This window comes from Bacillus sp. ISL-75, from assembly GCF_018613095.1.
This window is the reverse complement of record NZ_JAGGQX010000048.1, coordinates 20,454-46,576: the sequence shown is the minus strand read 5'-3', so window position 1 is coordinate 46,576 and position 26,123 is coordinate 20,454. Positions and strand designations below refer to the sequence as shown.

The 26,123-nt window shown below is 36.5% G+C and carries 28 protein-coding genes and 1 pseudogene; 15 read left to right on the top strand and 14 right to left on the bottom strand.

Translation table 11 applies throughout. From position 1 onward, the window contains the following. Positions 1-67: 67 nt before the first annotated feature. Positions 68-688, bottom strand: coding sequence for an NAD(P)-dependent oxidoreductase (locus J7E63_RS19280; RefSeq protein WP_215015260.1), 621 nt, complete (start codon positions 686-688; stop codon positions 68-70). A gap of 318 nt (positions 689-1,006) precedes the next feature. On the opposite strand from J7E63_RS19280, the gene fumC reads away from it, so the two are divergent. Next, complete coding sequence (gene fumC, locus J7E63_RS19275) at positions 1,007-2,389, top strand: class II fumarate hydratase (protein WP_215015258.1); 1,383 nt, start codon at positions 1,007-1,009, stop codon at positions 2,387-2,389. 76 nt (positions 2,390-2,465) lie between these two features. Here fumC and J7E63_RS19270 read toward each other — a convergent pair whose 3' ends face one another. The 9 genes from J7E63_RS19270 to J7E63_RS19230 form a co-directional block, all read right to left on the bottom strand. After that, on the bottom strand, positions 2,466-2,669 hold the full coding sequence (locus tag J7E63_RS19270; RefSeq protein WP_026566044.1) for an alpha/beta-type small acid-soluble spore protein: 204 nt from the start codon (positions 2,667-2,669) through the stop codon (positions 2,466-2,468). Positions 2,670-3,301: 632 nt separating this feature from the next. Further along, positions 3,302-4,402, bottom strand: coding sequence for an ABC transporter ATP-binding protein (locus J7E63_RS19265; protein WP_088085978.1), 1,101 nt, complete (start codon positions 4,400-4,402; stop codon positions 3,302-3,304). Between the two features lie 105 nt (positions 4,403-4,507). Beyond that, entirely contained in the window at positions 4,508-5,419 is a 912-nt protein-coding gene (locus tag J7E63_RS19260) for a PucR family transcriptional regulator (RefSeq protein WP_215015256.1), read from the bottom strand. Positions 5,420-5,549: 130 nt separating this feature from the next. Then, complete coding sequence (locus tag J7E63_RS19255) at positions 5,550-5,741, bottom strand: hypothetical protein (RefSeq protein ID WP_215015295.1); 192 nt, start codon at positions 5,739-5,741, stop codon at positions 5,550-5,552. An 81-nt stretch (positions 5,742-5,822) separates the two neighbouring features. After that, positions 5,823-6,032 (bottom strand): YheE family protein, encoded by a 210-nt coding sequence (locus tag J7E63_RS19250; protein WP_088085981.1) that lies wholly within the window; start codon positions 6,030-6,032, stop codon positions 5,823-5,825. 85 nt (positions 6,033-6,117) lie between these two features. Next, positions 6,118-7,164, bottom strand: a complete 1,047-nt coding sequence (locus J7E63_RS19245; protein WP_215015254.1) for a YheC/YheD family endospore coat-associated protein — start codon at positions 7,162-7,164, stop codon at positions 6,118-6,120. Next, positions 7,161-8,525 (bottom strand): YheC/YheD family endospore coat-associated protein, encoded by a 1,365-nt coding sequence (locus J7E63_RS19240; RefSeq protein ID WP_215015252.1) that lies wholly within the window; start codon positions 8,523-8,525, stop codon positions 7,161-7,163. The genes J7E63_RS19245 and J7E63_RS19240 overlap by 4 nt, the downstream gene beginning before the upstream one ends. Then, the gene (locus J7E63_RS19235) at positions 8,503-9,606 is read right to left on the bottom strand and encodes a YheC/YheD family endospore coat-associated protein (protein WP_215015250.1); all 1,104 of its coding nucleotides are present in this window, start codon (positions 9,604-9,606) and stop codon (positions 8,503-8,505) included. Before J7E63_RS19235 ends, J7E63_RS19240 begins: the two co-directional genes overlap by 23 nt. Position 9,607: 1 nt before the next feature. Beyond that, positions 9,608-10,987, bottom strand: coding sequence for a YheC/YheD family endospore coat-associated protein (locus J7E63_RS19230; protein ID WP_215015248.1), 1,380 nt, complete (start codon positions 10,985-10,987; stop codon positions 9,608-9,610). Between the two features lie 194 nt (positions 10,988-11,181). Here J7E63_RS19230 and J7E63_RS19225 point away from each other — a divergent pair, with 194 nt between their 5' ends. From J7E63_RS19225 to J7E63_RS19205, 5 genes and pseudogenes are all read left to right on the top strand, one after another. Then, entirely contained in the window at positions 11,182-11,529 is a 348-nt protein-coding gene (locus J7E63_RS19225; protein ID WP_168242412.1) for a YlbF/YmcA family competence regulator, read from the top strand. Positions 11,530-12,022: 493 nt separating this feature from the next. Continuing rightward, positions 12,023-12,304 carry a hypothetical protein gene (locus J7E63_RS19220; RefSeq protein WP_215015297.1) on the top strand — a complete coding sequence of 94 codons (282 nt, stop codon included), beginning with the start codon at positions 12,023-12,025 and terminating at the stop codon, positions 12,302-12,304. 138 nt (positions 12,305-12,442) lie between these two features. Next, complete coding sequence (locus J7E63_RS19215) at positions 12,443-13,312, top strand: Cof-type HAD-IIB family hydrolase (RefSeq protein WP_215015246.1); 870 nt, start codon at positions 12,443-12,445, stop codon at positions 13,310-13,312. Positions 13,313-13,475: 163 nt separating this feature from the next. Next, positions 13,476-13,922: pseudogene (locus tag J7E63_RS19210) on the top strand (AMP-binding enzyme); the annotation flags it as partial. 156 nt (positions 13,923-14,078) lie between these two features. Next, positions 14,079-14,870, top strand: a complete 792-nt coding sequence (locus J7E63_RS19205; protein ID WP_215015244.1) for an enoyl-CoA hydratase — start codon at positions 14,079-14,081, stop codon at positions 14,868-14,870. Between the two features lie 39 nt (positions 14,871-14,909). Here the strand turns inward: J7E63_RS19205 and J7E63_RS19200 are convergent, their stop codons facing one another. Next, on the bottom strand, positions 14,910-15,095 hold the full coding sequence (locus J7E63_RS19200) for a YhzD family protein (RefSeq protein ID WP_215015242.1): 186 nt from the start codon (positions 15,093-15,095) through the stop codon (positions 14,910-14,912). Between the two features lie 122 nt (positions 15,096-15,217). On the opposite strand from J7E63_RS19200, the gene J7E63_RS19195 reads away from it, so the two are divergent. The 6 genes from J7E63_RS19195 to J7E63_RS19170 all read left to right on the top strand — a co-directional run bounded on the left by J7E63_RS19195 (position 15,218) and on the right by J7E63_RS19170 (position 23,067). Continuing rightward, positions 15,218-16,117 carry an ABC transporter ATP-binding protein gene (locus J7E63_RS19195; RefSeq protein ID WP_215015240.1) on the top strand — a complete coding sequence of 300 codons (900 nt, stop codon included), beginning with the start codon at positions 15,218-15,220 and terminating at the stop codon, positions 16,115-16,117. Beyond that, positions 16,110-17,363, top strand: coding sequence for an ABC transporter permease (locus tag J7E63_RS19190; protein WP_215015238.1), 1,254 nt, complete (start codon positions 16,110-16,112; stop codon positions 17,361-17,363). Before J7E63_RS19195 ends, J7E63_RS19190 begins: the two co-directional genes overlap by 8 nt. Positions 17,364-17,511: 148 nt before the next feature. Further along, positions 17,512-18,732, top strand: a complete 1,221-nt coding sequence (locus J7E63_RS19185) for a metallophosphoesterase family protein (RefSeq protein ID WP_215015236.1) — start codon at positions 17,512-17,514, stop codon at positions 18,730-18,732. 18 nt (positions 18,733-18,750) lie between these two features. Further along, positions 18,751-21,756, top strand: coding sequence for an ATP-binding protein (locus J7E63_RS19180; RefSeq protein ID WP_215015234.1), 3,006 nt, complete (start codon positions 18,751-18,753; stop codon positions 21,754-21,756). A gap of 51 nt (positions 21,757-21,807) precedes the next feature. Further along, positions 21,808-22,752: a 3'-5' exoribonuclease YhaM gene (gene yhaM / locus J7E63_RS19175; protein ID WP_168242419.1), complete on the top strand. Its 945-nt coding sequence runs from the start codon at positions 21,808-21,810 to the stop codon at positions 22,750-22,752. Between the two features lie 114 nt (positions 22,753-22,866). Continuing rightward, a complete protein-coding gene (locus J7E63_RS19170) occupies positions 22,867-23,067 on the top strand; it encodes a sporulation YhaL family protein (protein ID WP_168242420.1) in 201 nt (66 codons plus the stop codon). Between the two features lie 45 nt (positions 23,068-23,112). Here J7E63_RS19170 and J7E63_RS19165 read toward each other — a convergent pair whose 3' ends face one another. Further along, positions 23,113-23,985 carry a peptidylprolyl isomerase gene (locus tag J7E63_RS19165; RefSeq protein ID WP_214713237.1) on the bottom strand — a complete coding sequence of 291 codons (873 nt, stop codon included), beginning with the start codon at positions 23,983-23,985 and terminating at the stop codon, positions 23,113-23,115. A gap of 209 nt (positions 23,986-24,194) precedes the next feature. Between J7E63_RS19165 and J7E63_RS19160 the strand changes: the two genes are divergently transcribed. Together J7E63_RS19160 and J7E63_RS19155 are read left to right on the top strand one after the other, a co-directional pair. Beyond that, on the top strand, positions 24,195-24,281 hold the full coding sequence (locus J7E63_RS19160) for a YjcZ family sporulation protein (protein WP_168245990.1): 87 nt from the start codon (positions 24,195-24,197) through the stop codon (positions 24,279-24,281). 35 nt (positions 24,282-24,316) lie between these two features. Continuing rightward, positions 24,317-24,409, top strand: a complete 93-nt coding sequence (locus J7E63_RS19155) for a YjcZ family sporulation protein (protein ID WP_066251949.1) — start codon at positions 24,317-24,319, stop codon at positions 24,407-24,409. Positions 24,410-24,504: 95 nt separating this feature from the next. On the opposite strand, the gene J7E63_RS19150 is transcribed toward J7E63_RS19155, so the two are convergent. Continuing rightward, on the bottom strand, positions 24,505-24,684 hold the full coding sequence (locus tag J7E63_RS19150; RefSeq protein WP_088085999.1) for a hypothetical protein: 180 nt from the start codon (positions 24,682-24,684) through the stop codon (positions 24,505-24,507). Between the two features lie 242 nt (positions 24,685-24,926). Between J7E63_RS19150 and J7E63_RS19145 the strand changes: the two genes are divergently transcribed. Beyond that, positions 24,927-25,262 (top strand): DUF1878 family protein, encoded by a 336-nt coding sequence (locus tag J7E63_RS19145; protein WP_214999868.1) that lies wholly within the window; start codon positions 24,927-24,929, stop codon positions 25,260-25,262. A gap of 7 nt (positions 25,263-25,269) precedes the next feature. On the opposite strand, the gene J7E63_RS19140 is transcribed toward J7E63_RS19145, so the two are convergent. Further along, positions 25,270-25,845, bottom strand: a complete 576-nt coding sequence (locus J7E63_RS19140) for an HTH-type transcriptional regulator Hpr (protein ID WP_168242422.1) — start codon at positions 25,843-25,845, stop codon at positions 25,270-25,272. Between the last annotated feature and the right edge of the window lie 278 nt (positions 25,846-26,123).

Genomic DNA, 26,123 nt, shown 5'->3' with positions numbered 1-26,123 from the left:
CAATATTAGAGAGATAGGTCGTTAAGAAGTAGTGAACCCCTAACGAAGTGTGTTAAGGGGTCTTTTTTCAATAAGTAAGTCCCACTCGCGAGCCGATAAATTGTTTGTTAATAAGCTGCTTAAATGCAAAATCAGCCGTATCATAAATCGAGATGGAAGAAGGATGATCAGGTAGAAAGTCTTTTTCGTACCTGTAATATCCTTTTCTTTCACCCACAGGTAAGTAGGTAGGACATACAACCGTCCAATCAAGTCCAGAATCTTTTAGCATTAAATAGGCTTTTAAGTGTTCCTCCGCATCACGAGTGCTTTTCCGTTTCGACTCAGAGGATTGAAATCGATATAAATGTGTGGCAGAACGAGCCTGCAGAATTCCTGCTGTACCAATTGTAATAATTCGGCTTATTTCCTGCTCTTTCATATGTTTAATGATTAATGGCATCGATCCAGACAGAGTAGTGGTGCCATCTGTATTTAATGCACTAATGACCACATCTGAACCAGTTAAGCTATTAGCAATATCTGTCTCATTTAGTACATTACCTGTCTTAACCTCAAGACCTGCACCATTACTATTTAGCTTTTTCATATCTCTCACTAGTGTAGTTATAGAATGTTGCTGGGACAAAGCATTTTCTAAAATGATGGAGCCTACCCTACCCGTTGCACCAAATAGGCAAATGTTCACAAAAAGTTCACCTCTTAGTCAATAATGTGTAATAATCATCACTTGTCAAACCCGCCGCTTGTGATATTTTAAAAATGTTTAAGTATTTAATAATATCGGGGTGGGATGTATATGTCAGAGTATTCAGTAGTACTATTGATCGGTAGTTTTTTAATCCTTTCTTATTATATCGGATATACAATCATTAAACATTAAATTATTAACTGCAGACAAGTGTCTGCAGTTTTTTTATATAAGTAAATTGTAAATAGTTTAATAAAATGGATAGAAATGGGTATATATATTGAAGTATACGAATTTGTGAGGTGTGGATGACACGTGGAGAATTATCGAATCGAAAAAGATACGCTTGGTGAGGTTCGTGTGCCAGTGGATAAATATTGGGGTGCGCAAACACAACGAAGTAAAGAAAATTTTAAAATTGGCACCGAAAAGATGCCATTGGAATTAATTTATGGACTGGTTTTTATTAAAAAAGCTGCCGCAATCGTCAATTTTCAATTAGGAAAACTCAGCGAAAGGAAAATGAAAGCAATCATAAAAGTATGTGATTCTATTCATAACGGAGAGATAGATGAACATTTCCCATTGGTAGTTTGGCAAACAGGCAGTGGTACTCAATCCAATATGAACGTCAATGAAGTCATTGCCAATCGGGCGAATGAATATTTAAAAGAGCAAGATGCCAATCTTGAAAAAATCCATCCGAATGATGATGTCAATATGTCGCAAAGCTCCAATGACACCTTTCCAACAGCAATGCATATTGCTGCCTATACAAAAATAGTTGAGGATCTCCTTCCTGCTATTTCAGAATTAAAAAACACGCTGCTTGTAAAAGAGAAGGATTTTTCAAAAATAATCAAAATAGGGAGAACTCATTTGCAGGATGCAACACCACTAACGCTGGGACAAGAGATCAGCGGATGGCGGGTAATGCTTGAAAAATGTGAAAGGATGATAACAGAGGCAAGCCAGTATCTGCTTGATTTGGCGATAGGAGGGACAGCGGTTGGTACAGGAATCAATGCTCCCTCACAGTTTGGAGACAAGGCTGCCGAGCAGATTTCCATGCTCACAGGTTATCCATTCCGTTCCTCTGGAAATAAATTTCACGCATTAACAAGTCACGATGAAATTGTTCATGTTCATGGGGCGCTAAAAGCTTTGGCAGCTGATTTAATGAAAATGGCTAATGATGTCCGTTGGCTTGCTAGTGGGCCGCGCAGTGGAATCGGTGAACTTAGCATACCCGCAAATGAGCCAGGGAGCTCAATTATGCCGGGCAAGGTTAATCCTACTCAGAGTGAAGCGTTGACGATGATTGCGTGCCAGGTTTTTGGGAATGATTGCTCCATCGGTTTTGCGGCAAGCCAAGGGAATTTTGAGTTAAATGTGTTTAAACCAGTTATAATTAATAATTTTATCCAATCAATCAGGCTCCTTTCGGATGGAATTATTTCTTTTAATAAAAATTGTGCCATAGGTCTTCAAGCCAATGAAGAGATGATCAAAGAGCATGTAAACCGATCTTTGATGTTGGTTACAGCGTTAAATCCTCATATTGGCTATGAAAAGGCAGCAGAAATTGCCAAACTTGCTTATAAAGATAATTGCTCATTAAGGGAAGCGGCTATAAAAATAGGTTATGTTACAGAAGAACAGTTTTCAAAATGGGTCATGCCTGAAAATATGATTTAAACAAAATGAAAGCCCCCTCCAAAAGGAAGGGGCTTAGCCATAATATTTATTTGTATTTACTGGGTTTTTCTAAAAATTAGCGTTGGAATCCGCCAAGTTGAGACTCAGCCATTGCTACAAGACGCTTTGTAATTTCTCCTCCAACAGATCCGTTGGCACGTGAAGTAGTGTCAGCACCAAGATTTACACCAAATTCTGAAGCAATTTCATACTTCATTTGACTAAGAGCTTGCTCGACGCCTGGTACTAGAAGTTGATTAGAGTTGTTGTTACTTGCCATAGTTGAATAACACTCCTCTTAATAAGTTTGGGGTCAGTATGGAGTTGAACCATAATGGAGTTTAAACCATTGCCGCCTTGGCCTAACCCATGTTATCAATGATACCTTTGATAAGCTTCTACAAATTGGAGATTCATTCATTGTCTTTTGGTTGGTTGGATGAGTCGGATTTGCACCGGCTATTACCCTTTTTGGTTTCATCCATCGTTGTAAGTAGGTGTTGCTTGCTTTGTAATACTTATTATGATTAAAACGGAAAGACTTATTCGAGAATTTAATTGGTAATTGATTCCACTACATATGGTATGCAAGTTAACACAAACTAAGATTATCAACTAAAAAAAGGGTGAATAGGATGTCAGTATGCCCAGTATGTAATGGTTTTCGGGAAGCTTACTTATTATGTACAAGTTGCGGTGAGCCTATGACGGAGAATGGACGTCTTATGGATTTTTATGATGATTATAGTCCATACATGGAAATAGACCTTATGAAGATGGAGGATGGGTATCCTGATACAAATTCAGGTCAAAAGTGTCCCCATGTGTATCGATGTCCTTCCTGTAATAAAGAAGAAGTATTTTTTATAAAAGAATAAGCCCCGTTTCGTGAACGGGGCTTATCGGTTCTTATTATGGGCGGATTCGTGATTCTGTTTCAACATCAAAGAAATGTGCTTTGTTCATATCAAATGCTAGTTCTAAAGTATCGCCAGGATGAATATCTCCACGGGAATCAACGCGGGCTACGAAATCTTGGCCGCCAATACTTGAATAGATCATTAATTCTGCACCAGTTAACTCTGCAACATCAACGTTAGCATTAATTTTTGTACCTGCAGACGCATCAATGAAAACTGGCTCATCATGAATATCTTCAGGGCGAGTTCCAAGAATGATTGATTTTCCAACATAGCCTTGTTCACGAAGATATTTCATTTTTCCTTCTGGAACGGCTATAGATGTTTTTCCAATCACAAATTTTCCATCTTCTAGTTTTCCGTTAAAGAAGTTCATTGCTGGAGAGCCGATAAAGCCACCGACAAAGACATTCTCAGGCTTTTCATACACTTCTTTAGGTGAACCAACTTGTTGAATGACACCATCCTTCATAACAACTAGTCGAGTAGCCATTGTCATTGCTTCAGTTTGATCGTGCGTAACATAGATAGTAGTTGTATCTAGACGGCGGTGAAGTTTTGCAATTTCTGCACGCATTTGAACACGAAGCTTTGCGTCTAGATTTGATAAAGGTTCATCCATTAAGAATACCTTTGCATCACGGACAATGGCACGTCCTAATGCAACACGCTGACGCTGTCCACCTGATAGAGCTTTAGGTTTACGGGTTAAGTAAGCCTCTAAACCAAGAATTTTTGCAGCATCTTGTACACGACGATCAATTTCATCTTTAGGGAACTTGCGCAGTTTTAAACCGAATGCCATGTTATCATATACCGTCATGTGTGGATAAAGAGCGTAGTTTTGGAAAACCATGGCGATATCACGATCTTTCGGTGCTACGTCGTTCACTCTTTTACCATCAATGTAAAAATCACCTTTTGAAATATCTTCAAGACCAGCAATCATTCGAAGTGTAGTAGATTTTCCGCACCCAGATGGTCCAACAAATACGATAAATTCTTTATCCTCAATATGTAAATTGAAGTCTTGAACAGCGGTTACTTTATTATCATAAATTTTATAAATGTGATCTAATTTTAACTCTGCCATTAGTAATTCCTCCCTTTATCTTGTTAACAATATTGTACAATTAGAGGCCAAAAATCAGTATGGACAGAGTGCACAAAGATTGAAAGCGCTTTTTTGGGCAGATTGTTACTTTGCTTGACTCTGCTCAAATAGTAAACACGCTAAAAACACTGTAAAGGCACCGTAAAAATCCTTTAATTGGATTCCAGATTTATCGATGAATTTATCGATCCGGTATTGAAGTGTATTTCTATGAATATACAATTTTTTTGCCGTTAAGCTGGCATTTAAATTATTCTCAAGAAAGACTTTTATTGTTGAATACATCTCTGTGTCTTCAGTAAAGACCCCAAAGATTACTTGATTGACCATTTGTTTTAAATCAGCCGGCAAGTGAAAAGCTAAATAGGCTGGGAAAACACGCTCAAATGTAAAGATATTCAAGTGGTTCACAAGATTCGAAATCCCAAAAGAGAAGTATTCTTTCTCCTGAAGATATTTTGCGCGGAGTTGATTGGAAAAAAGATGGAACTTTCCGAAAAAAATAGAAATTTTTACATAAAAATCGCTTTCTAATGTTTCAGTCATTGAAATCAAATCTTCTTCTGTCAGAGCAATTGCGCTGCCTGCTTCAATGACAATACCTCGATTGCTGTTTTCCCAGATGACTATGACTTCTTCAGAAAAAAAACCTTTTAATGCAGACTCAATTTCGCTTTGAATCGTATCATCGCTGTTAAATTGAAACTGAATGAAACGAAGATACGTCTCAGGTTTACAAGTCGGGAGAGGACCATCTAATAATAAATAGGTATCCCATCCCTTCGCAGTGGAATTGCTCGAAGGATTTTTATATTCAACTAATTGGTAAATTGTTTTAAGAAGGGTTAATTCCTTTTCAGTTACCACTGCTTTAGGAATAGCGATCCATTCGTTTTCAATCTCATTATAGAAGATATAAAATTGTTCAGAGGGATTCACTGGCTTAACTGGAAATAAAATGGAATTCTCATAAATAGACAATAATTTTTTTAACATGGTTGATTTCCCCGTTTTTTAATATTTACTTGATTCATTTATTATACCAGTAGTTGATAAAAGCAAGAAAAAATAAAGGCTAGCCTTTTGTTAATCCGGGCTAGCCTCTCATATATGGTGGTTATAAAGATTAATCGCATTCATAGGGTGGTTGTTCTTCTAGTAACTCATGGGCTTCTTCGATATTAGTTGTATCATGGCGTGAATGGACAGAACCACCAGACATGCCTTCGTTAATCATCCGGTCCACATCCATGAACACCTTATCTCTACCTTCATAAGCAGAACCTAAATCCGTTACCTTGTCTTTTCCTTTATCCATAACCATCATCCCTTTCCGTAAACTATTTCTAGTTTGTGGAAAAGGTGAGTTTTCATACACTTTAAAGATCCCGGCATTACATTATTCATAAACATGGTAAAGCATCAGCTCATGGATTTGGCTTGATAATGCCTCGATCTCATCTCGTTCAGGTACATTTGTTGTCCATTCTATATTCCCTGTTTGATGATAAATTCCTGTGACTCTTTGCTTTTTATGATAAAAGGAAAAATTCCATCCCGGAATATTTTTATTTTCAAATAATGGCTTGAATTGAAAGTGCATTAACATCGTGAAATCCCCCTTTTAATTTACTTACTATTAGCTTAACTTGTTTGGGAGATTTTTTAAATAGAATTTTCTGTCAATTTTTTCATCAGTTCTGATAAGTTGAGAGTTGGAGGAATAAGCGGCAAAGTTGCTCAATTTTCTTTTCTTCTATTTCGTGTTCGTCAAAGCTCATAGGTTTGGAATTTACCTCGTAAATATAGTACTGCCCCGTTTTACTTACCCCAGCGTCGATGGAAAATTCACCAAAATAGCCAAATCGTTCAGATAATGCCCTTCCAATATAAGGGATAATTGTTTCAATAAATTGATCATGCTTTTCAGAATGCAAAATTTCATAGGGCAAGAGCCTCCCACCAGAGGGTATATGAGTAGTAATTCCTTGTTCTTGTGATTGCCTAATCCCAATCCCAGTTAAAATATACTTACCTTCATCTGCGTGTGCAAGGATACGAAAGTCGAAACGATTACCTTCGTATTCAGCTGATGTTATTTCCTCTTGGGCTAGGTAGTTTTTCTCAAGTAGCTCCTTGCCCCAGTTCTCCCAAAAATGATTAAAGGATTTATAAATTTCCTGAAGATAGATTCCTTCTAATTGAACCTTGGAAGAACCCATCAACTTTAAGCGGAAAATCCCTTTTCCTTTTGATGATTGCGCAGGTTTTAAATATATGCTTATCTGCTTCTGCAGAAAAGTGATCAAGTCCTTTTTTTGCTGGATGAGGATTGTTTGCGGCAAAAAGGTTTGCAAAAACGGATGGGTTTTAAGTAATTCATATAACTCAAATTTATCGATAAAACATGGATTGAAAAAAGGGATATTTTTCTCCTTTAAAATCGAAAAAAAACGTTGGTATTGCTTACTTTGTTCTGACTTTCGGAAAGGCACCCGATTATAAACCAGGTTTGGATAGGGGAATATTTCTTTAACCCAGTGATTTTTATCAGGTAAATAGGTATAGCCAGTAATAAGATCTGTATCTACATCTTCCGGAGTAAAGACAAAGCTTATTCCATCAAGTGAAATAAGCTTCTTTTGTAATGCTATAAATAGCGGGCCATTACCCGCAATAGAACCATTTGATTTTCTCGCTGACATAATACCAATCAGTGGCCCTGCTTGATTGGCTTTCATGTGAATAACTCCTCTGGGTGTAATAATGATTGCTCGGTAAGAAAGACAGCAAACGCAATGGACAATTTACGTGTTAGCAAATCAAAATCTTTCAATTCGGGATGAGCAAAGATGGTTCTTCCAGGTTTTGAATTTGCTTCAAAGAGCCAAACATCTCCATTTCGGTCGATACCTAAATCAAAACCAATCTCACCAATAATGCCTTCTACATTCCTATCTAAAGAACTGCTTAAAAGAAGGGCGGCATGGGAGAGTCTTTCTTTATACAAAGTACGTTCATCCCCTGAGAATATTTCTTCGAGTGTTTTAACATCACCACCGCTTCTTGTATGAGTGGTCACGCTGCCAGGGCCTGCAATTTTCGCTGCAATCGCTGATACATGCCAATTTCCCAGATCATCTTTATTCGTGTGGACGCGAAAATCAATTGGTCTTGATTCGCTTCTGAGTAAATTAATGCCCTGCTGTACCAACATTTTTTCAAGTGATTGATTGGCAAATACGATACCCATCAATCGTTCTAAACTTGAAAATCTTCGCAAACGCTTTACACCACTTTCATCTTGGTAGCGGCAAAAATAATCATCGGTGTGCTTGTCATATATTATTTGGTGAACACCTAAACCAAGACTGCCATTTTTAGGTTTAATAAAAACATGGCCATGGGTAGAAAGCATAGTCTCGATTGAGGAGAAGGATGTAAATGGCAGTGTTTCTGGTAGGAAGCTTGCAACTATGTCATCATGAATAAGCCTTTCATGAATATCAAGCTTGTTAAAAAATCCAGGATTATACCAAGGAATAAGGTATTCCTTTTGCAAGCGGTCACGCACCTTAATTAATTTTGGGTTATTTTCACTTCTCCGATTGGGCAGCCGATCATAAATAACATTAGGAAAAGGCACTTCAACCGTCTCCCATGCATTTTTTTGAAAAATGTACCCTTCTATGATTCCTTGGTCCCAATCAATATGCTGTTCTCCAAATACAAAAGGTAAAGCACCCACCATTTTATTTACAGATAGAAGTTTTGAAAAGAACAATGTTCTTTCACCAATAGGTTCCAAAGGTAGTGAGGTAAATCCCGCTGTGAAAATACCAACAAGTGGACCGATAATAAGACTATGGTTATTGAAAAAGACATGAAGTGGAGTGTTGAAATTAGGAAAATGGAGTGCTTTTTGAATTTTTCTGCTTATCGAAACCCGGTCATCCTTATCAGGGTGAGGGATAAAATCAACTTCTATGGATCTCGAACCAAAGGCAATCCTTGTGATCTCTTTATCTTTAAGAAATGATGGAGGACAGAAAACAACTAATTGATCATTTTGAGCAACTTCAATGAGATAATGTTTTCTCATAATAGCTCTTCCTTTCTTTTGAATCTATCAGGGTTAAGTGTTTCCCGTAAAGCAATGGCGCTAGGTTCAGAGAATCTTTAAGGTCTGGTTGAGTTTGCAAGAGCACTTTTCGCCCTGGTTTCGAATTTACATCCAAAATCCAGATTGAACCATTTTTCGCTATGCCAATATCTACTCCGAGTTCAAATAATGGTAAAAATGCATTTTCAAGAAGAGGAGGAAGATTGGTGAGAATGTATGTTAATTCTTGATTAATATATTCCCTAGTAGCAGGTGGGAGAGAAGGTGACCAATCGGCAAAGGGGAGGACGGTCCCACCAGCACTTAAATTTGATAAAATACCGCCAGTATTTCCTCTACGAATCCCTCTTCCTAATTCGCTCCAATTCCCATCCATATTTTTTTGCAGTAGGACGCGAATGTCGAAGGGCTGCAGTTGATTATTTGATAATTCAAGATAAGGTTGCAGTAAGTATTGACGATTACAAATGAGCGACTGTAACCACTGGGTTAGCTTCGTTTCATTTGGGAAAATCCGTGAAATAATCTTCTTTTGTTTTTCAGTTTTAACATGAAAGGATTTTTCATTTTTTTTCAAATAGTAAATGCCATTCCCTTGCGATCCGTTAATGGGCTTTAAAATAATCCTTGTCTTTGTTGTTAATTCATTTAATACGATGTTAGTATCGGAAACAGATTGAGTTACAGGTAAGTAAGCCGATAAAACTGTTTTTCTTAATTCTTCATAGAGTTCTAGTTTATTTGGCAGCCCATATCCTAAAAAGGTTATGTCAGTTCTGGTCTTTAGCCAAGATACAATCGGAATGCATTGTTTGGAATGCTCATCATCACCGTAAAAACAACGGTCATAAATAATCGTTGGAATGTGAAATTCACTGTCGACCCAGGATTTTGTAGTTAAATTAAATTTTTCCCCTTTTACTTGAAGTGTCAGCGGATCTATTTTTGAAGGGGTGAAGCGGTAGCATTCCATCCCACAGGATTCTGCAAGGTTCGCGATTTCGTTTATATAGGACTGTTCACTTTCCATGCTAACTGTCATTATTCCAAAAGCAATCAATTTAATGATCCTCCTTTACAATTGTAGATTCAAATGCAAGCAACGTACAAAATTGGATGAGCGCCTTAGCAGACGGCCTAATTTTTCCTAACCCATCCTCAAAGTTTTTAGAAGGTTTAGAGTTTACTTCTATTATCCAGAGCTGTCCCTCTTGATCGACCCCGATGTCGATTCCTAATTCTCCGGTTATCCCTGTTGAAGAACCACTAATAGTCGAAGCCGTTTCAAGCGCTAATTCCTTCATAAGTGCAAGCACTTCTATCGATTTTTTATGGCCGAGACAAGTGTGTAGAACATTTAAGGGTCTGAGAATTCTTCCTCCCCTAGCAATGTTAGAAACGAACTCATTTTCCGATGCGACCCTTGCCACAATCGAGGTAACTTGCCAATGGTTGTTTAGATTTTTGTGACACAAGACTCTAAAGTCCATGGCACAGGATTCAAAAGTAACTAACTCAATCCCCTGTTGAACAATATAAAAGCGATTATGGAGTATTTGCTTTATAAGGTGGTGGACTTCATCTAAATGATATTTATTTCTAGATCTATCATTAAGAGCAACGATAGAGGTTTGTAAAGAGAATTGGCTATCCTCTTCCTTTTTCAATTTCATAATATTTCTGCCTTGACTGCCATGAACTGGCTTGATAAATACCGTTTCAAATTCTTGAGTAAGTTCATATAAGTGTTCTTTTGTATAAATTTTGGTTTTTGGTAAAAACGGAAAGAGATGTTTCTCGTGAAATATTTGATTATACACTTCCCATTTTGAAAGAAAGCGTTCATTAAAAAGTGGAATCAGTAAGGTTTCAAGTCTTTTACGAAAATGTTTGAATGGCTCAGAGTGTTCAAGTTTGCGGGAATGGATTCGGTTGTAAATAACATCTGGTAAAGGATGTTCGAAGGGACTCCATTTCCCATTTATAAGGTAATACCCACGATTTAAAAATTGATCATATGAAAAAACATAAAAAAAGCCGCCAGTCTCGGTAATTCCATGATGAAGCTCTTCGCAAAAAGCATGAATAGAACGAAAATGGGGTTCCTCTTCCTCATTTGAAGGGAAATCAGTTAAAAGTCCAATCACAGGCCCAAGCTCAAGTGTGAGTAAATCAGGCTGATAGATGGCCTGAAATTTATAGTCCTGAATGGGGAGACAAAAATCTTTTAAGATATTTTCGGGTATAAGCATCATATTTGGGTCCATTTCAATCGTTTTGACTTTTGTATTTATCGTCTTGTGTCCTAATTTGATATTTAAGTCAAGGTTATGATTCACTAGTAAATTGGTAAACAATTGGTTGGACATTTGCACAAAGCAGTCATTTTTATTTTTTTGTTTCCTTGGTTTAATCGTAATTGGAGTTATTGGAAAAAACATAAGCATTCCTCAATTTCTACCTAGAGCTTATAGGCATTAGTTGATATAGTAATGTATGTAACATTAATCTAGATGGTGATATTAACATTCTCGCATTTAAGTGAATAGTTTGTTATAGTTGATTCGAAATAAAAAAGCGGAAGCGCCCGTTTAGCGGCGCTGGAGCTAGACATCATTAAAAAGGAGTGACACAAGTGGCAGTAAATTTATATGATTCCGCCTATGCGTTAGAAACAGCCATTCGTCAAAGTGAAGAATATACCCAACTACAGCAAGCTTATAAAGAGGTAAATGCTGATCCAGCAGCAAAACAGATGTTTGATAAGTTCCGTCAAATCCAAATGGACCTGCAACAGAAACAAATGATGGGGCAGGATATATCTGAACAAGAGGTCCAACAAGCACAATCAACCGTTGGACTCGTTCAGCAAAATGAAAAAATTGCTCGGCTTATGCAAGCGGAACAACGGATGAGCATGGTTATTGGGGAATTAAACAAAGTGATCATGAAGCCATTAGAAGACCTTTATGGAAAAATGTAAACTCAGTTAGAAAAGCCTTGGGAAAAGCCTTGGGAAAAGTGACCGAAGGCTCAGGTTGTCGAAAAACTTTCGATAGCCTTTTCTTTTATTTTCATTCTTTAATAATTCACCGTGTTAATTTGTAATAATAATATATAGGATTTTCAACTAGTCTGTTGATTTGCACACCAATCAACGGTGTAGTATTCAATTTATGCTCTTCAACTTCTCTAAAAAATGCGCTCTTTTCTAAAAGAATGTTGCTTCTTAAACTCGCTCATAAAACACGAGATTCGCTCATAAAAGCTCATTATTCGCTCATTGAAACCCAATATTCGCTCATAAAACTCTAAAATTCGCTCATTGAAGGAAAAAGACGATTAATATATCATGAATGTTCAAATGTTGAAGTGTAATTTTACACAAAATATCCTTTTTAATTATCTGATCATTGATTTATAACAACATTATCTTCTAAAACAGCCAAAAAATATTAAGAATAAGTGTGAAATCAATGTTTGAGCCAAAAGAGTTTAGCCAAAGTGAATATGAATTTGTGTCTATTGATGAACTTATATCAGAAGATTTAGTTGGGCTAGAAAAAGAATATTGCAATGCTTTAGGTAAATTTGCCTCCTTGTTGATTGGAGCGGAGGGCACTCGACTCCTGCGGGACAGAGAGGTCACGGGAGACCCCGGAGGCGCCAAAGCGCCGAGGAGGCTCCAGGACCTCCCCTCGGAAAGCGAGTGCCCGGAGCGGAAATCAACAGGCCAGTTAGCAGGGACAATCAATTAATAATTTCACCCCTACATAACGACTATGCTTTGGTCAATATGCCTGCAAGGTAAAGCTTCCGCTTTTCTGTTCTATAAATGCCTAAAAAATCATAAAAGTGATATAAAGGCTAATTCACCAAGAACAGGGGGCAACGTTATGATTTATCGCTTGCTTGCTTTAAATATTGATGGCACACTTCTTCAAACAAATGGAAAAATTCATAAATCAACAAAAGAAGCAATCGAATATGTTCAACAAAAAGGGATCTATGTCACACTCGTTACATCAAGGAGTTTTCCTTCTACAAGGAAAGTAGCGAAGGCCTTAAAAATAAAATCACCATTAATCACTCATCAAGGCGCTTTTATTGCCAGTTCAGAGGACAAACCAATTTATGTGAAAAGGATAAATGAAGATATAACCTACGATACAGTAAGCTTCTTAGAGGCCCTGCCATGTCAAATACGTCTAGTCCACGAACAATTTTCATTAGCAAATAAATTAAAATTAAATAATAATTTGTTGGCTAAAACGGTTTTTACCTCAGGAGATCCAGTCTTCTATTCGCAGCAATTTGTTTCATCACTATCTGAATATTTACATGACCAACCAGTGAGCCCCCCTAAGATTGAAGTATATTTTGAAGAAGAGAGTGACCTTCAAGATGCCAAAAAGGCACTTAGAAAAATATTTACAGAAATTGAATTGATTGAGCTTGACTCGTTACGGTTAGATATTGTACCCGTGGGTGTTTCAAAGTTATCAGGGTTATCCTACCTAGCGAGCCAACTTGGAATCCATCGAAAAGAAATGGTCTATATCGGTGATGGTCTAGATGATATTCCATTGCTTGAAGCCGTAGGTCTTGGAGTATCAATGTGGAATGCCGATTTCGAAGTAAAGAGAGCATCCGATTGGGTTACCAGGTCAGAGAATGAACATGGTGTTGCTTTTATGGTCAAAGAACATTTTAGAAAGCAGCAACCAATTGAGTTTTTAAGAAGGATGAACATTATTAAAAAATGACCCTTGCAAAGATATCAGTGGCAGTGCCGTTGATATCTTTTTTGTTTTGAATTATTTATCCAGAATAACTTCTACTATAAGAATTTATTTTATGGGATTTTTCGTGTAATCTCGTTTCTTATAAAGGAATAATCTATCGTAATGACGAATAATTTATAAAGTTTCTGAATACTATAAAGATGAACGGACAAAGGATGCTTTCCGTGAAGGCTGGCTTCATACTGGGGATGTTGTCACAATCGATGAAGAAGGTTTTGTCAAAATTGTCGACCGCACAAAGGACTTAATAAAGAGCGGGGGCGAATGGATATCTTCGGTGGATTTAGAAAATGCATTAATGGCACATGAGGCTGTTTTTGAAGCGGCGGTTGTTGCTGTACCACATGATCAATGGCAAGAACGTCCAATAGGCTGTGTCGTTTTAAAAGAGGCATATAAGGGAAAAACAACGAAAGAAGAGCTATTGGATTTTTTAAAGCCCCAATTTGCAAAATGGTGGATTCCTGATGATATCCTCTTCCTAAATGAAATTCCTAAGACATCGGTTGGTAAATTCCTGAAGATGACTTTAAGGGATCAAGTGCAAAAAGATATGATTCGAAAAGCATAAGTAGGGAGGACAAGGGATATTCCTTTGTTCTTTTGGCTGTGCATAAGAATAAAAAATAAGATGTGGAAAGTTCACTATATTTAAAAAACTTTTATTTATTTATCCCATCAATTCCCTATATAATGGAATTGATGAAAGAGGATGGGAGGGTTTGGCATGTCGATAAATTTTATTACCGATAAGGTGCATGTGAAGATTGCTGGCCGTGTCGCAACATTAGAAATGAATAGACCTGAAGCTTTAAACGCAATGGACCCAGATATGATTAGGGGGCTTGTCTGCAAGCTTAAAGAAATCAGTGAATCCGATGAAATTGATATTATTGTAATAACCGGAAAAGGTAGAGCCTTTTCAGCCGGCGGTGATATTAAAACAATGATTTCTAGCATGAATGAAAATGAATTTTATCCAGTCATGGATAGCATTAGTGAGCTTATAATTACTCTTTATAGTATGCCGAAATTAACGATTAGCGCTGTATCAGGGGCAGCAGCAGGCTTGGGATTCAGCCTAGCATTAGCTACAGACCATATCATTGCCGAAAAGACTAGTAAGTTTGCAATGAATTTTATCGGAATTGGTTTGATTCCTGATGGAGGTGCCCATTTCTTTTTAGATAAAAAATTAGGAGAAGCAAAAGCGAAACACGTAATCTGGGACGGTAAAATGATGAATGCTGCTGAGGCATTGGAGTTGGGGTTAATTGAAGAGGTAGCCACTGGAACGCTTCAGGAGACATTAGATGCTAGAATCGCAGATTGGTTAAGCAAACCGGTTCAAGCAATGATAAAAACAAAAAAAATATTGGCAGACATGAACCGTCCATATTTACTAAAAATATTAGAATTAGAAAAACTCTCCCAACAAAAAATGCGTGAAACGATTGACCACCAAGAAGGAATTCGAGCATTTATTGAAAAAAGGCCACCTAGATTTATAGGAAAGTAAACAAAGAAGCCACCCGGCCTCTTTGTTTTTTTAGCCCTTTTAAGAATGAAACAGTAATAACTTTCCACTTGGCGAAGTGCAGCGATGTGTACGTTCTAATAAGTTTTTTTCAGTTAACATCTTTTCGGCTAATTCTTTTGCAGCCTCATCATGTTCAGCCTGAATAGATTCGTCTAAAATCTTTTCTCCATTGCTTTCAAATACTGTTAATTTATAAGTCTTCATTCTACCAACCCCTTAATAAACTAATGTTACTTAATATTTTCACATAATTAAAAAAAAAGCGCAAAAAGAAAGTGAAACCAATTTGTATAATATTCGTAATTAAATGGAGAGGAGTGTGTGAAATGGGTCTGATACTTGAACATGTCACGAAAAGGTTCGGAGATTTTGCTGCTGTTGACGATTTATCTTTAGAAATACCCGAGAAAGAAATGTTTGGCTTTTTAGGGGCAAATGGAGCAGGAAAAACAACGACATTCCGTATGATCTTAGGTCTACTCGATTCTAGCGGTGGAAAGATTACATGGGACGAGAAGCCGATTAATTATTCTTCGAGTCACTTAGTCGGTTATCTTCCGGAGGAGCGAGGCTTGTATCCAAAACTAAAAGTCCGTGACCAAATTGTCTATTTAGCAAGATTAAGAGGGATGCAAAAGACGGAGGCACTTACGGAATTAAGGTCATGGCTTGAGCGATTTAAAATTCAAGAGTATGAGAATAAAAAAGTCGAAGAACTTTCCAAGGGGAACCAACAGAAAATTCAATTCATTGCGGCTGTCGTACATAAACCGAAATTATTAATTCTCGATGAGCCATTTAGCGGGCTTGACCCGGTAAATGTGGAAATGCTGAAGGAATCAGTTTTATCCTTAAAAGAAAGTGGAGCAACCATCGTGTTTTCGAGTCACCGGATGGAACATGTAGAAGAAATGTGTGAGCATCTTTGCATTTTACACAAAGGAAGTCCAGTGGTCCATGGTTCATTAAAAGAAATAAAGCGGTCGTTTGGTAAAAAGAACTTGGTTATTCATGCTGATTTTTCGTTAGATTCCTTAAAAAGTTATCCTGGTGTTGTTAAGTCAAAACCTACTATGGAAGGAATTCATCTACAAATTGAAGGAGAGTACATAGCCGAAAAAATTCTTAAGGAGATAGTAAATCAAGGGTTTATTCGAAAATTTGCTCTTGAAGAGCCTTCTTTAAATGATATTTTTATTGAGAAAGTAGGTGACTCTTATGAATAGTTTTTGGATTATCTTGTTCCACACTTATATAAACAAATTAAAAACAAAATCTTTTATCATCACAACCCTTTTAACGGTTGTAATCGTCTTAGTCTTAACTAACTTATCAAATATCATTGATATATTTGATAAAAATGATGGGAAAGAAATGGTTGTTGTTTTAGATGAAACAGGACAATTATACAAACCATTGGAAAAACAAGTTAGATCAATTAATAAAAATATTAAACTTTCTCTATACGAGGGCAGTGAAGCTGAAGCTGAAAAAGCGGTAGAACAGGGAGATTATCAAGGAATTCTTCTGCTCAGTTTCAATGATAAAAAACTGCCAGAAGCACAATTTAAAGCCATGAGTATTGCTGATTCAGCCTTGTTTACTGATCTTCAAACGAGCCTCCAGCAATTAAAAACAATGCTTGCAGCTTCTCATATCAATCTGACACCTGTCCAACTTCAAAAGCTTTATGAACCCGTTTCTTTTGAGAAAATTGCCCTTGAGAAGAACGCAAAAACAGAGGAGGAATTAAATCAAGCAAGGGGTCTTGTCTACGTCCTGCTATTTATCATTTATTTTTCAGTTATTATGTATGCAAATATGATTGCGATGGAAGTTGCGACAGAAAAATCTTCAAGGGTAATGGAAATCTTAATATCAAGTGTCTCACCGATTAAGCAAATGTTTGCAAAAATAATCGGAATAGGTCTTTTAAGCCTGACACAACTTGCTGTATTTCTGTCTGTAGGCTATTTCTCGTTTAAACAGAATATGGAATCTTTAAAAGAAGGTTTTTTTGGTGTATATGGTTTTGGTGATATCCCTGGAGATACGATCGTGTACGCGGTCATTTTCTTTATTCTAGGCTATTTTCTTTATGCAACACTTGCAGCATTTCTTGGGTCACTTGTCAGCAGAATTGAAGATGTTCAGCAAATGATTACGCCAATGACCATGCTCGTTGTTGCTGGATTTATGATTGCTATGTTTGGGTTGGGAAAGCCTGATGCACCGTTTATCACGATAACATCTTATATACCGTTCTTTACACCAATGATCATGTTTCTACGTGTTGGAATGTTGACAATTCCGGTCTGGGAGGCTCTATTAGGAATAGCTATCCTTGTAACAACTATTATTTTCTTAGCGATATTCGGGGCTCGCGTATATCGTGGCGGCGTGTTAATGTATGGACAGTCAAACTCCTTTAAAGATATTAAAAAAGCATTACAGTTAACTAAAAACGAATAAAGGTGAACTTGAGTTTTTACCTAGGGTAAAAGTTTTAGCTTTTACCCCAGGTAAAAGCTCTTTATTTTTTCGTCCTACTATTAACAAGAACGTGCATTCGTATTTCAGAGGTGCTACAATGGAGAAAAGATGAGGAAAGGAATTTTTTATGAAAAAGATAACGTTTATTCATGCAGCTGATCTGCATTTGGACAGCCCGATGGTTGGATTAAAGTATTTGCCTCATAATATCTTTTTACGAGTGAAAGAAAGTACATTTACAGCTTTAAGAAAGGTTACGGCAGCTGCGATTTACCATCAGGTGGACTTCGTTATATTAGCAGGCGATTTGTTCGATGGTGAGGACCGCAGCTTGCGGGCACAATCCCGCTTTCGGACCGAGATGCTTAAGCTTGCAGAAAAAGAAATTCCTGTTTATATCGTCCATGGTAATCATGATCATTTAAACGGGTCCTGGGTTCACCTCGACATGCCACCAAATGTACATGTTTTTAATAATGAGGTAGGAACCAAAGTTTTACATACAAAGAGCGGAGAAATCATCCATCTATATGGCTTTAGTTATCCGACGAGACATGTCTATGATAGAAGAATAGATGATTATATAAAGAAAGAAGGAGCCGACTTCCATATCGGAATTCTTCATGGAAATGAGAGTTCTGGGGTTGAGCATGATAACTATGCTCCTTTTACAGTTAGTGATTTGCTTCGAAAAGATTTTGATTATTGGGCATTGGGCCATATCCATAAAAGAACGATCCTATCTGATAAACCGCCGATCATTTATCCAGGCAATATCCAAGGTAGAAATAAGAAAGAAACAGGGGTAAAAGGAATTTATCATGTATCGTTAACCGAACTTGATCTGAAAATGACCTTTTTAGAAACAGCTGATATTATTTGGGAAGAAGCAGTGGTTGATGGATCTTCAGCCAGAAGTTTTCAGGAGCTGTTACAATTATGCCAGACTCAAATCAATAGTGTACGGAAGGAACAGAAGGGGACGCTATTATCTCTTGTTTTGAAAAATATTCAATTAGACGATGAACGGGAAAAAAGAAGTGTCGATGCCGAACTTTTAGAGCTTCTCTTAGAGGATGAAAAAGATGAGGAATCATTTGTTTGGGTTGTCGACTTAACCATCACAGTTAGTCAGCAAATAGATAAAGAACAAATGAAAAGGGACGCTAATTTTTATGCAGAGCTCTTTGAAACCATTGACCATTATGACGATGTGGAGCATGCTTTGGCTCCATTGTACGAACACCATTTAGGGAGAAAATATTTAGCTCAGTTTACGGCTGCAGAGCAAAAAGAACTAGTCGGAAAAGCAGAGAAGTTGCTTATACAATTACTTTATCAAGCTTAGGGAAGGTGTGAGGAAGATTTGAAAATCCTCGAACTACACATATACGGGTATGGCCAATTAGAGAATGTCCAAATTACCAACCTTCACGATTTTCAAGTTTTCTATGGAGAAAATGAAGCTGGTAAGTCCACAATTATGGCCTTTATCCATGGCATCCTATTCGGTTTTCCTACAAAACAACAATCATTAGTGCTCCGATATGAGCCAAAACATAGTACCAAATACGGCGGAAAAATTAGAATTTATCATGAAAGTCACGGCGGGGCTGTGATTGAACGTGTTAAAGGAAAAGCTGCCGGCGATGTCAAGGTCGCTTTGGACAATGGTAGGATGGGCGGCGAGGAACTACTTAAAGAATTAACTGGAAACTTTGATAAAAGCTTATTTCAAGCTATTTTTTCTTTTAATTTGCACGGTTTGCAAAATATCCACCAAATGAAAAGTGAAGAGATAGGGAAATTCCTATTTTCCGCTGGAACATTAGGAACTGAAAGGTTGTCAAAAACAGAAGCTTTCCTGCAAAAAGAGTTAGACGCGCGCTTTAAGCCTTCAGGAAAGAAACCTTTATTAAATGAAAAGTTACAAGCACTTCATGAAATCAATGAAGAATTGAAAATAGCAGAAGCAAAAAATAAAAATTATTCTAATTTAGTAGAAAAGAAAGAGATGCTCCAGGAAGAACTAACCGGAATAAACGGGTCTATACAGGAGCTTGGGGCAATGATTGAAAAACTAAATGAATGGAAAAGGATCGAATCCACTGTCAAGGATGAAAAGTGGACATCGAAGGAGCTAAAGGAACTAGGAGAGATTGGGTTTCCGGCACGTGGTATTGAACGGGTCGAAAACATAAATCAACTCATCCATCCTTATCGTGCGGGGATTAACAGTATGACCGAAAGAATTGGAATTTTAAAAAAAGAAATAGCGATGATTCAGCCAGACCATTCTTTTCTAAAAAACGAGCCGGCTCTTCTTTCCTTGCTTGACCAAGTCCCGGTCTATGAGCAATTAAAGCAGGAGAAGCTGAAATGCGAAACGAAACTTTTAGCTATTGAAGAAGAGCTTTCTATAACTAAAGAAAAGCTTCATTTAAATTTAAATGAGGAAAATATCTTTTCTATTAATACAAATATTTATATGAAAAACCAAGTTGATGTAGTTTCTCGGAAAGTTCAAAGGCTAGAAGAAGTAAAGGAAGAATTAGAAAATCAATATCAAGAAGAAAAAGGCAATTTAGAAGAAATAGAAAAAGAGGTCCGACTAGCAGAGAGACATGTTCTAACTGTACAGGAACGATTGCGGCTTGAAGAGAAGTTAACTTCGGGAAATGATAAGAAGAGCATAGAAGGAGAACTAAGGGCCTTACAAGACAAAATAGAATTCTATCAACAGATAAATGAACGAGATAAAGCTACTTCAGCAAAGCAAGATAAGCAGAAGAAACTTCAGTTTTATCTTTTTGAGTTTATTCTAGCTGCAGTAACACTTTATGGCTTGCTATCAAAGCAATGGTTTTTAGTTACTTTAGGTTTACTAGGGTGTAGTTTAATAGCCATTTTTATGACTAGAACGAAGAAGCAATCGAAGGAAGTAGACTTAAATCAAACATTAAACGGTTTACGAGAAAAGGAAAAAGAGTTAACGAAAATACTCCACTCAGCTGAATATATCGAAATATTAAATCTTGAGGAGCAGTTAGAGCTTGATAACCAGAGGAAAGAAGAACTGCAAATAGTAAAAATGAAGTTAAAGCAGCAGCAAGCTCAATATGAAAAGGTCATTGCAAAATTTGAACAATGGGAATTGGAGTCAGCTCAAAATAAAGAAAAGTTGGTATCCATTAGCAATGAATTAAGGATTCCTGAATATATTGCAAATTCCTTTCTACTAGAAGCATTTGAACTAATTGAACACTATAAGTTGATTTATAGAGAGAAAAAACAATTACATTCAAGAATTGAGCAAATAAATCAGCAGCAGGAAAAAATAATAAAGCTTCTCCATCATTTTGAGAAGCTTTATTTAAATGAAAAAGGTTTAGATTTGTATAATGCTGCCTATTTATTGCGAAACAAGTTGAAAGAAGAACATGGCAAGCTAATAACGAGTCAAGAGAGACTAGCTAAGCTTACCGACCTTGAAGCTGATTTAAGGCAAAAGTCTCAGGAGTTGACTCATCTGCAATCAGAATATAAAAAACTTATCTCTTCTGCACAGGTGGAAACGGAGCAACAATTTTATGAACTTGGAGCAAAGGCAGAAAAGAAAGTAAAGCTGACTGAAAGAATAGAATCACTGCAGAGCCAACTACAACATTCGATTCTCTCTGAACAGGAACGGGAAAACTTCCTCCAAATGCGACCTAGTGATGAATTACTGACTGAATGTAATGAGGAGGTCCAATTATTACAAGCAAAATTAAAAAAAATTCTGGAAGAACAAGCTTCCATTAAGTATGAAATTCAAGTCCTAGAAGAGGGGGGCATTTATTCAGATATTCTCCATCACTACAAGCAGAAAAAATTTGAATTGGAAGAGGCAGCGAAGGAGTGGTCCGTCTATTGTTTAGCACAAGAGATCCTCTCAGATACGATTGAAAAGTATAAAAATATTCATTTACCAATGATGCTCTCCAAAGCAGAGGAATATTTATTGTTTCTCACTGATGGCAACTATCATAGGATTCACTTACAGGACACAGGATCGGGTTTTTTAGTTGAGCGCAAGGATCGTACTATATTTGAAGCAAATGAACTAAGCCAAGCTACAACCGAACAATTATACGTAGCCATACGACTTGCCTTTGCAGTTACGTTATATGAGAAACATCTGCTCCCAATTATTATTGATGATAGTTTTGTAAATTTTGATGCAAATAGAACAGAAAAAGTGATAGAACTACTAAAAGGGCTGGAGCGAAATCAACTATTATTTTTCACTTGTCATAAACATTTGCTTCCACATTTCCCAAGGGAAAATGTTCTTTTTTTAGAAAAAGGTGCTGTTCAGATAATTTCATAGAGTGATAATTGGATATGTTATACTCTTACTAGTGGAAAGGACGTGAAAATTATGGGTAAAGGAATATTAAAGCATGAAGTAGGGGAACAGGTGGAACTTTTTTTATTAATAAAAAGTTCTACTAAAGGAATTGCAAGTAATGGCAAACCTTTTTTAACACTAATTCTTCAAGACAAAAGTGGGGAAATAGAAGCAAAGCTATGGGATGTTAATGAAGAGGATGGAAAGAGTTATGCACCACAAAGCATTGTAAAAATACAAGGTGATGTGCATAGTTATCGAGGGAAAAGTCAACTTAAAATCCGTCAAATTCGCCGTACTGGGCCGTCAGATGGTGTAAAATTGGATGACTTCTTAGAGACCGCTCCACTAAGCCAAGAAGAAATGTCAGGCAAACTTACTCAGTATATTTTTGAAATGAAAAATCCTAATATCCAAAGAATTACTCGACATTTAATTAAGAAGCATCAGGAGGCTTTTTTAGAGTTTCCAGCAGCAACTAAAAATCATCATGAGTTTGTGTCAGGACTTGCATATCATGTTGTCAGTATGCTTGATCTGGCCAAATCAATAGCCATGCTTTATCCAAGCCTTGACAAGGATTTACTCTATGCAGGGGTTATTTTACATGATATGGGTAAAGTATTGGAACTATCCGGTCCCATTTCGACGGTCTACACTATTGAAGGGAATCTGCTTGGGCATATTACGATTATGATTAATGAAATAGGCAAAGCAGCTGAAGAACTCGGTATTTCTGGGGAAGAAGTCCTTATTCTCCAACATCTTGTTCTAAGTCATCATGGAAAAGCAGAATGGGGCAGTCCAAAACCTCCAATGATTAAAGAAGCTGAGATTTTACATTATATCGATAATCTTGATGCAAAAATGAATATGCTTGACCGTGCATTAGAAAGAGTGAAGCCAGGTGAATTTACCGAGCGAATTTTCGCCTTGGATAATCGTTCCTTTTATAAGCCAGTTTTTCATAAATAAAATAACCCTCTTTTGGGTTATTTTTTTTGCTTTAAAAGGTAATATGAATAATTTCATTTTAAGGGAATATCATTTAGTAAAGGTGGACAACCACTAAGAAAGGAGCAAGAAAAATTGACTATTCCTATTTGGGTATATGCTGTCGTGGTTGGTATTGTAGTGAGTGCACTAATGGCACTGAAAACAGGAAGAGAAGAGCGACTAATGGAAATGGAAAACATTGAGCAGGAAGGCGAGATCTATATGAAACGCCTGGAGAGAGAAAAGGAATTGAAGGAAGAACTTAAAGAAGAACTTAAGGCAACTGGTGAATAAGAAAAGCGGAAGCGCCCATAGGAGGCGTTCCGCTTTTTTCATTTCTTATTGTGCAGCAGTTGCTGCTCCTGTTTGTGGGTTAAGTGCGTCTTTTAAGTCTTTATCACTAACCTTTACATCTGCAGCTTTAAGTTCACGTTCCATAGCTTTATTAATTTCTTCCGTGGTTAATTTAGAAGATTTTACTTGTGTTTCAATTTCGTCCTTCATTTCTGCGTATGGTTTTTTCTCTTTTTTGTCAGTTAATTGGATAATATGATAACCAAATTGTGATTTTACTGGAGCACTAATTTCATTGACTTTTAAAGCATATGCAGCTTTTTCGAAGTCAGGATCCATCTTTCCAGTTCCAAACCAACCTAGGTCCCCGCCGTTTGCTTTAGAGCCTTCATCTGTTGAATACTGTTTTGCCATATCTTCAAATTTCGCTCCACCATCAAGCTTTTTCTTCACTTCATTTGCTGTTTTTTCATCAGCAACAAGGATATGACGAGCCTTTATTTCAGGTTGATAAGTAGCGTAGTAATCCTTTAATTCCTTTTCAGTTACCTTAACGCCTTTCATCGCAGCTTTTTCCTGCATCATGCCGAGCTTCATCGTTTTCTTCAAGTCATCTTCGCTTTTATAACCATATTGTGCAAGCGTAGATTCAAAATTTGCACCAAGATCTGTTTTTAATTGGTCGATTTTCGCATTTAATTCCTTATCAGTAACCTTGTATTTCTTAGATAGAACTTTTTCATATACAAGCTGCTGAAGGGCTTGGTCCCCGTATTTATCCTTCATTGTGTTGTAAAGTTCTTCTTGCGTAACGTTACCAACTTTGCTCTCTGCCACTGTATCAGATCCGCTTTGATTACATGCAGTTAATGCAAGTACTCCACCAGCCAATGAAAGGGCTAATAACCATTTTTTCATGATGAAATCTCTCCTAAACAGTAAATTCTTGTCCACAAACTCTACTATAACATAAATGGGAACTACTGCAAAAATAATAACGATGTTTATTTTTTGAAATTTATAAAAAAGGCAACCTAAAAATCATTTCAAAAAAAGTGGGAAGTGCCTAAACGAAATGAATACGGTTTGAATAGTATATCGTAGTAAATGAAAAAGGAGGTATTACGATGAGCCATGGATATGGAGCGGGCTTTGCTCTAATTGTAGTACTTTTCATACTATTAATTATTGTCGGAGCTTCTTGGATTTGTTAAGACCAAATTAAACATTTATGAATGGAGGTAAATATATGTCTGGTGGAGCAGGTTACGGTGGAGGATTTGCCTTAGTGGTTGTCCTTTTCATTTTATTAATTATTATCGGAGCTTCTTGGGTTTATTAATAAAAGTATCAAACTAAAAGCGATGAGAAATGCTCTCATCGCTTCTATTTTTAATGAATACAAATCCCTTCGTTCGCTAAAGCGTTCTAATTGGATTATGTATATAAAATTTCCAAATATGAAGAGATCAGAAGAATCGTAATTAGGATATTAATGGTACGGAATACCTTATGTTGGTTTTCTTCAGGAATTTCTTTTTGGATACAGAGTGAATTGGTCATTTTATTTACATAAAACAAGATAAAAATAGCGAAGACAATAAAAATGGAGATCATCAATGATTCCCTCCCTGATGTACGTGTTATGATTAATACAATATCAAAAATCACCTGAAAAAGATAGTCAAAAAGAATGGAAGAATGTTAGGCTCTTAATGGATGCATTAACCATTTATGTTCTGTCGGGAACTACTAATTAAAAATATTACCCGATATTATTAAAAATGGTTTACCCAATGTTTTAAAAGGTTAATAATAAACATATAAAAATGTTAAAGTTCTGAAAAGAGGGCAATAGGATGAATGAACATGAATTACTGGAAAGAATAAACTTGCTTGAATTTCATCAAAAGCTATTATTAAAATTGCTTAATGATCCAAAGCTTGAATTATATAAACTAATAATTGAAAATGGGATTACCGAACAGGAAATAGAGAAGTTTTATTCTTTATGTGACAAAATGAACCTAAAAATGGAAGAACAAAAAGCGGAGGGGTATGTGTACTTCCATCCGCTTTTTCATGAATTATCTGTATCATTACCGTCTACACTAAATATAAGAGAAGTAATTAACGCGTGTTTAACGCAAAAGCTTTACTTACCCCTTTTTCAAGAGATGGTAAAGTACTTATAATCCAATATTAAACGAGTTCTTGTTCAGTATTTTTTGATTTTTTTAGCTTCCCATCTTCTTCAACGAACCTACTTTCAATATTATGAAATGAACGTTCAAAGATTTCCATGAAATCTTCCCCATAAATGTTACGGACGATCGCCATCATTTCAACAATCTCTGGAAACTTGCCGTATAAGTCACGAAGCGGCAAAGCACCAGAAAATACAGCATTGCCATTTGGCTCATAGGTTTCCATTAATTGAAGTAAAATCTCTTCACCCTTTTCAGTAAGCTGGATATAAGTATTACGTTTGTCATTTTCCTTTTTTGAAAATTGAAGCAAACCTCGTTCTTCTAACTTTTTCGAAAAGTTAAATGCTGTTGAAACATGCATAACCCCGAACTTGGCCACATCCGATATAGAGGCCCCATTTAAATGGTAAGCAATCCATAGAATATGATGTTCATTAATATTTAAATCAAAAGGCTTTATCCATTGCTGCCAATCTTTCTCAATCGATTTCCACAAGGCTTTACTTAATTGTGCAACTCTCTGAGTAAAAATCATCGCTTCCTTCATTGAATATTGTTTTTCAGTCATCCCCATTTTCACCCACTTTATATTTCTCTATTTTCATTATGCCAATAAAGTAAAAATTAATAAAGTATAAATTCACAAAATTTTTAAAAATTCGAATAATATCCTATTGAAATTTAAAAAATATGCATATTCTTAAAAAGAATCATATTTTTTAACTAGATCCACCGAAAAATAGCAACATTTAGAAAATTTACTCTATAATTTTATTTAAAGAAAAGTTTCCATTCATCCCTTTTTTAACTTATAGACCTTGTTCATAGGAATGGACGCCTAAACAT

Bases quoted from the DNA above. Each gene is read 5' to 3' on its own strand.
- J7E63_RS19270 (WP_026566044.1), bottom strand. From the start codon at position 2,669: ATGGCAAGTAACAACAACTCTAATCAACTTCTAGTACCAGGCGTCGAG.
- J7E63_RS19265 (WP_088085978.1), bottom strand. From the start codon at position 4,402: ATGGCAGAGTTAAAATTAGATCACATTTATAAAATTTATGATAATAAA.
- J7E63_RS19260 (WP_215015256.1), bottom strand. From the start codon at position 5,419: ATGTTAAAAAAATTATTGTCTATTTATGAGAATTCCATTTTATTTCCA.
- J7E63_RS19255 (WP_215015295.1), bottom strand. From the start codon at position 5,741: ATGGATAAAGGAAAAGACAAGGTAACGGATTTAGGTTCTGCTTATGAA.
- J7E63_RS19250 (WP_088085981.1), bottom strand. From the start codon at position 6,032: ATGTTAATGCACTTTCAATTCAAGCCATTATTTGAAAATAAAAATATT.
- J7E63_RS19245 (WP_215015254.1), bottom strand. From the start codon at position 7,164: ATGAAAGCCAATCAAGCAGGGCCACTGATTGGTATTATGTCAGCGAGA.
- J7E63_RS19240 (WP_215015252.1), bottom strand. From the start codon at position 8,525: ATGAGAAAACATTATCTCATTGAAGTTGCTCAAAATGATCAATTAGTT.
- J7E63_RS19230 (WP_215015248.1), bottom strand. From the start codon at position 10,987: ATGTTTTTTCCAATAACTCCAATTACGATTAAACCAAGGAAACAAAAA.
- J7E63_RS19220 (WP_215015297.1), top strand. From the start codon at position 12,023: ATGTTTGAGCCAAAAGAGTTTAGCCAAAGTGAATATGAATTTGTGTCT.
- J7E63_RS19215 (WP_215015246.1), top strand. From the start codon at position 12,443: ATGATTTATCGCTTGCTTGCTTTAAATATTGATGGCACACTTCTTCAA.
- J7E63_RS19205 (WP_215015244.1), top strand. From the start codon at position 14,079: ATGTCGATAAATTTTATTACCGATAAGGTGCATGTGAAGATTGCTGGC.
- J7E63_RS19200 (WP_215015242.1), bottom strand. From the start codon at position 15,095: ATGAAGACTTATAAATTAACAGTATTTGAAAGCAATGGAGAAAAGATT.
- J7E63_RS19195 (WP_215015240.1), top strand. From the start codon at position 15,218: ATGGGTCTGATACTTGAACATGTCACGAAAAGGTTCGGAGATTTTGCT.
- J7E63_RS19190 (WP_215015238.1), top strand. From the start codon at position 16,110: ATGAATAGTTTTTGGATTATCTTGTTCCACACTTATATAAACAAATTA.
- J7E63_RS19185 (WP_215015236.1), top strand. From the start codon at position 17,512: ATGAAAAAGATAACGTTTATTCATGCAGCTGATCTGCATTTGGACAGC.
- yhaM (WP_168242419.1), top strand. From the start codon at position 21,808: ATGGGTAAAGGAATATTAAAGCATGAAGTAGGGGAACAGGTGGAACTT.
- J7E63_RS19165 (WP_214713237.1), bottom strand. From the start codon at position 23,985: ATGAAAAAATGGTTATTAGCCCTTTCATTGGCTGGTGGAGTACTTGCA.
- J7E63_RS19160 (WP_168245990.1), top strand. From the start codon at position 24,195: ATGAGCCATGGATATGGAGCGGGCTTTGCTCTAATTGTAGTACTTTTC.
- J7E63_RS19155 (WP_066251949.1), top strand. From the start codon at position 24,317: ATGTCTGGTGGAGCAGGTTACGGTGGAGGATTTGCCTTAGTGGTTGTC.
- J7E63_RS19150 (WP_088085999.1), bottom strand. From the start codon at position 24,684: ATGATCTCCATTTTTATTGTCTTCGCTATTTTTATCTTGTTTTATGTA.
- J7E63_RS19145 (WP_214999868.1), top strand. From the start codon at position 24,927: ATGAATGAACATGAATTACTGGAAAGAATAAACTTGCTTGAATTTCAT.
- J7E63_RS19140 (WP_168242422.1), bottom strand. From the start codon at position 25,845: ATGACTGAAAAACAATATTCAATGAAGGAAGCGATGATTTTTACTCAG.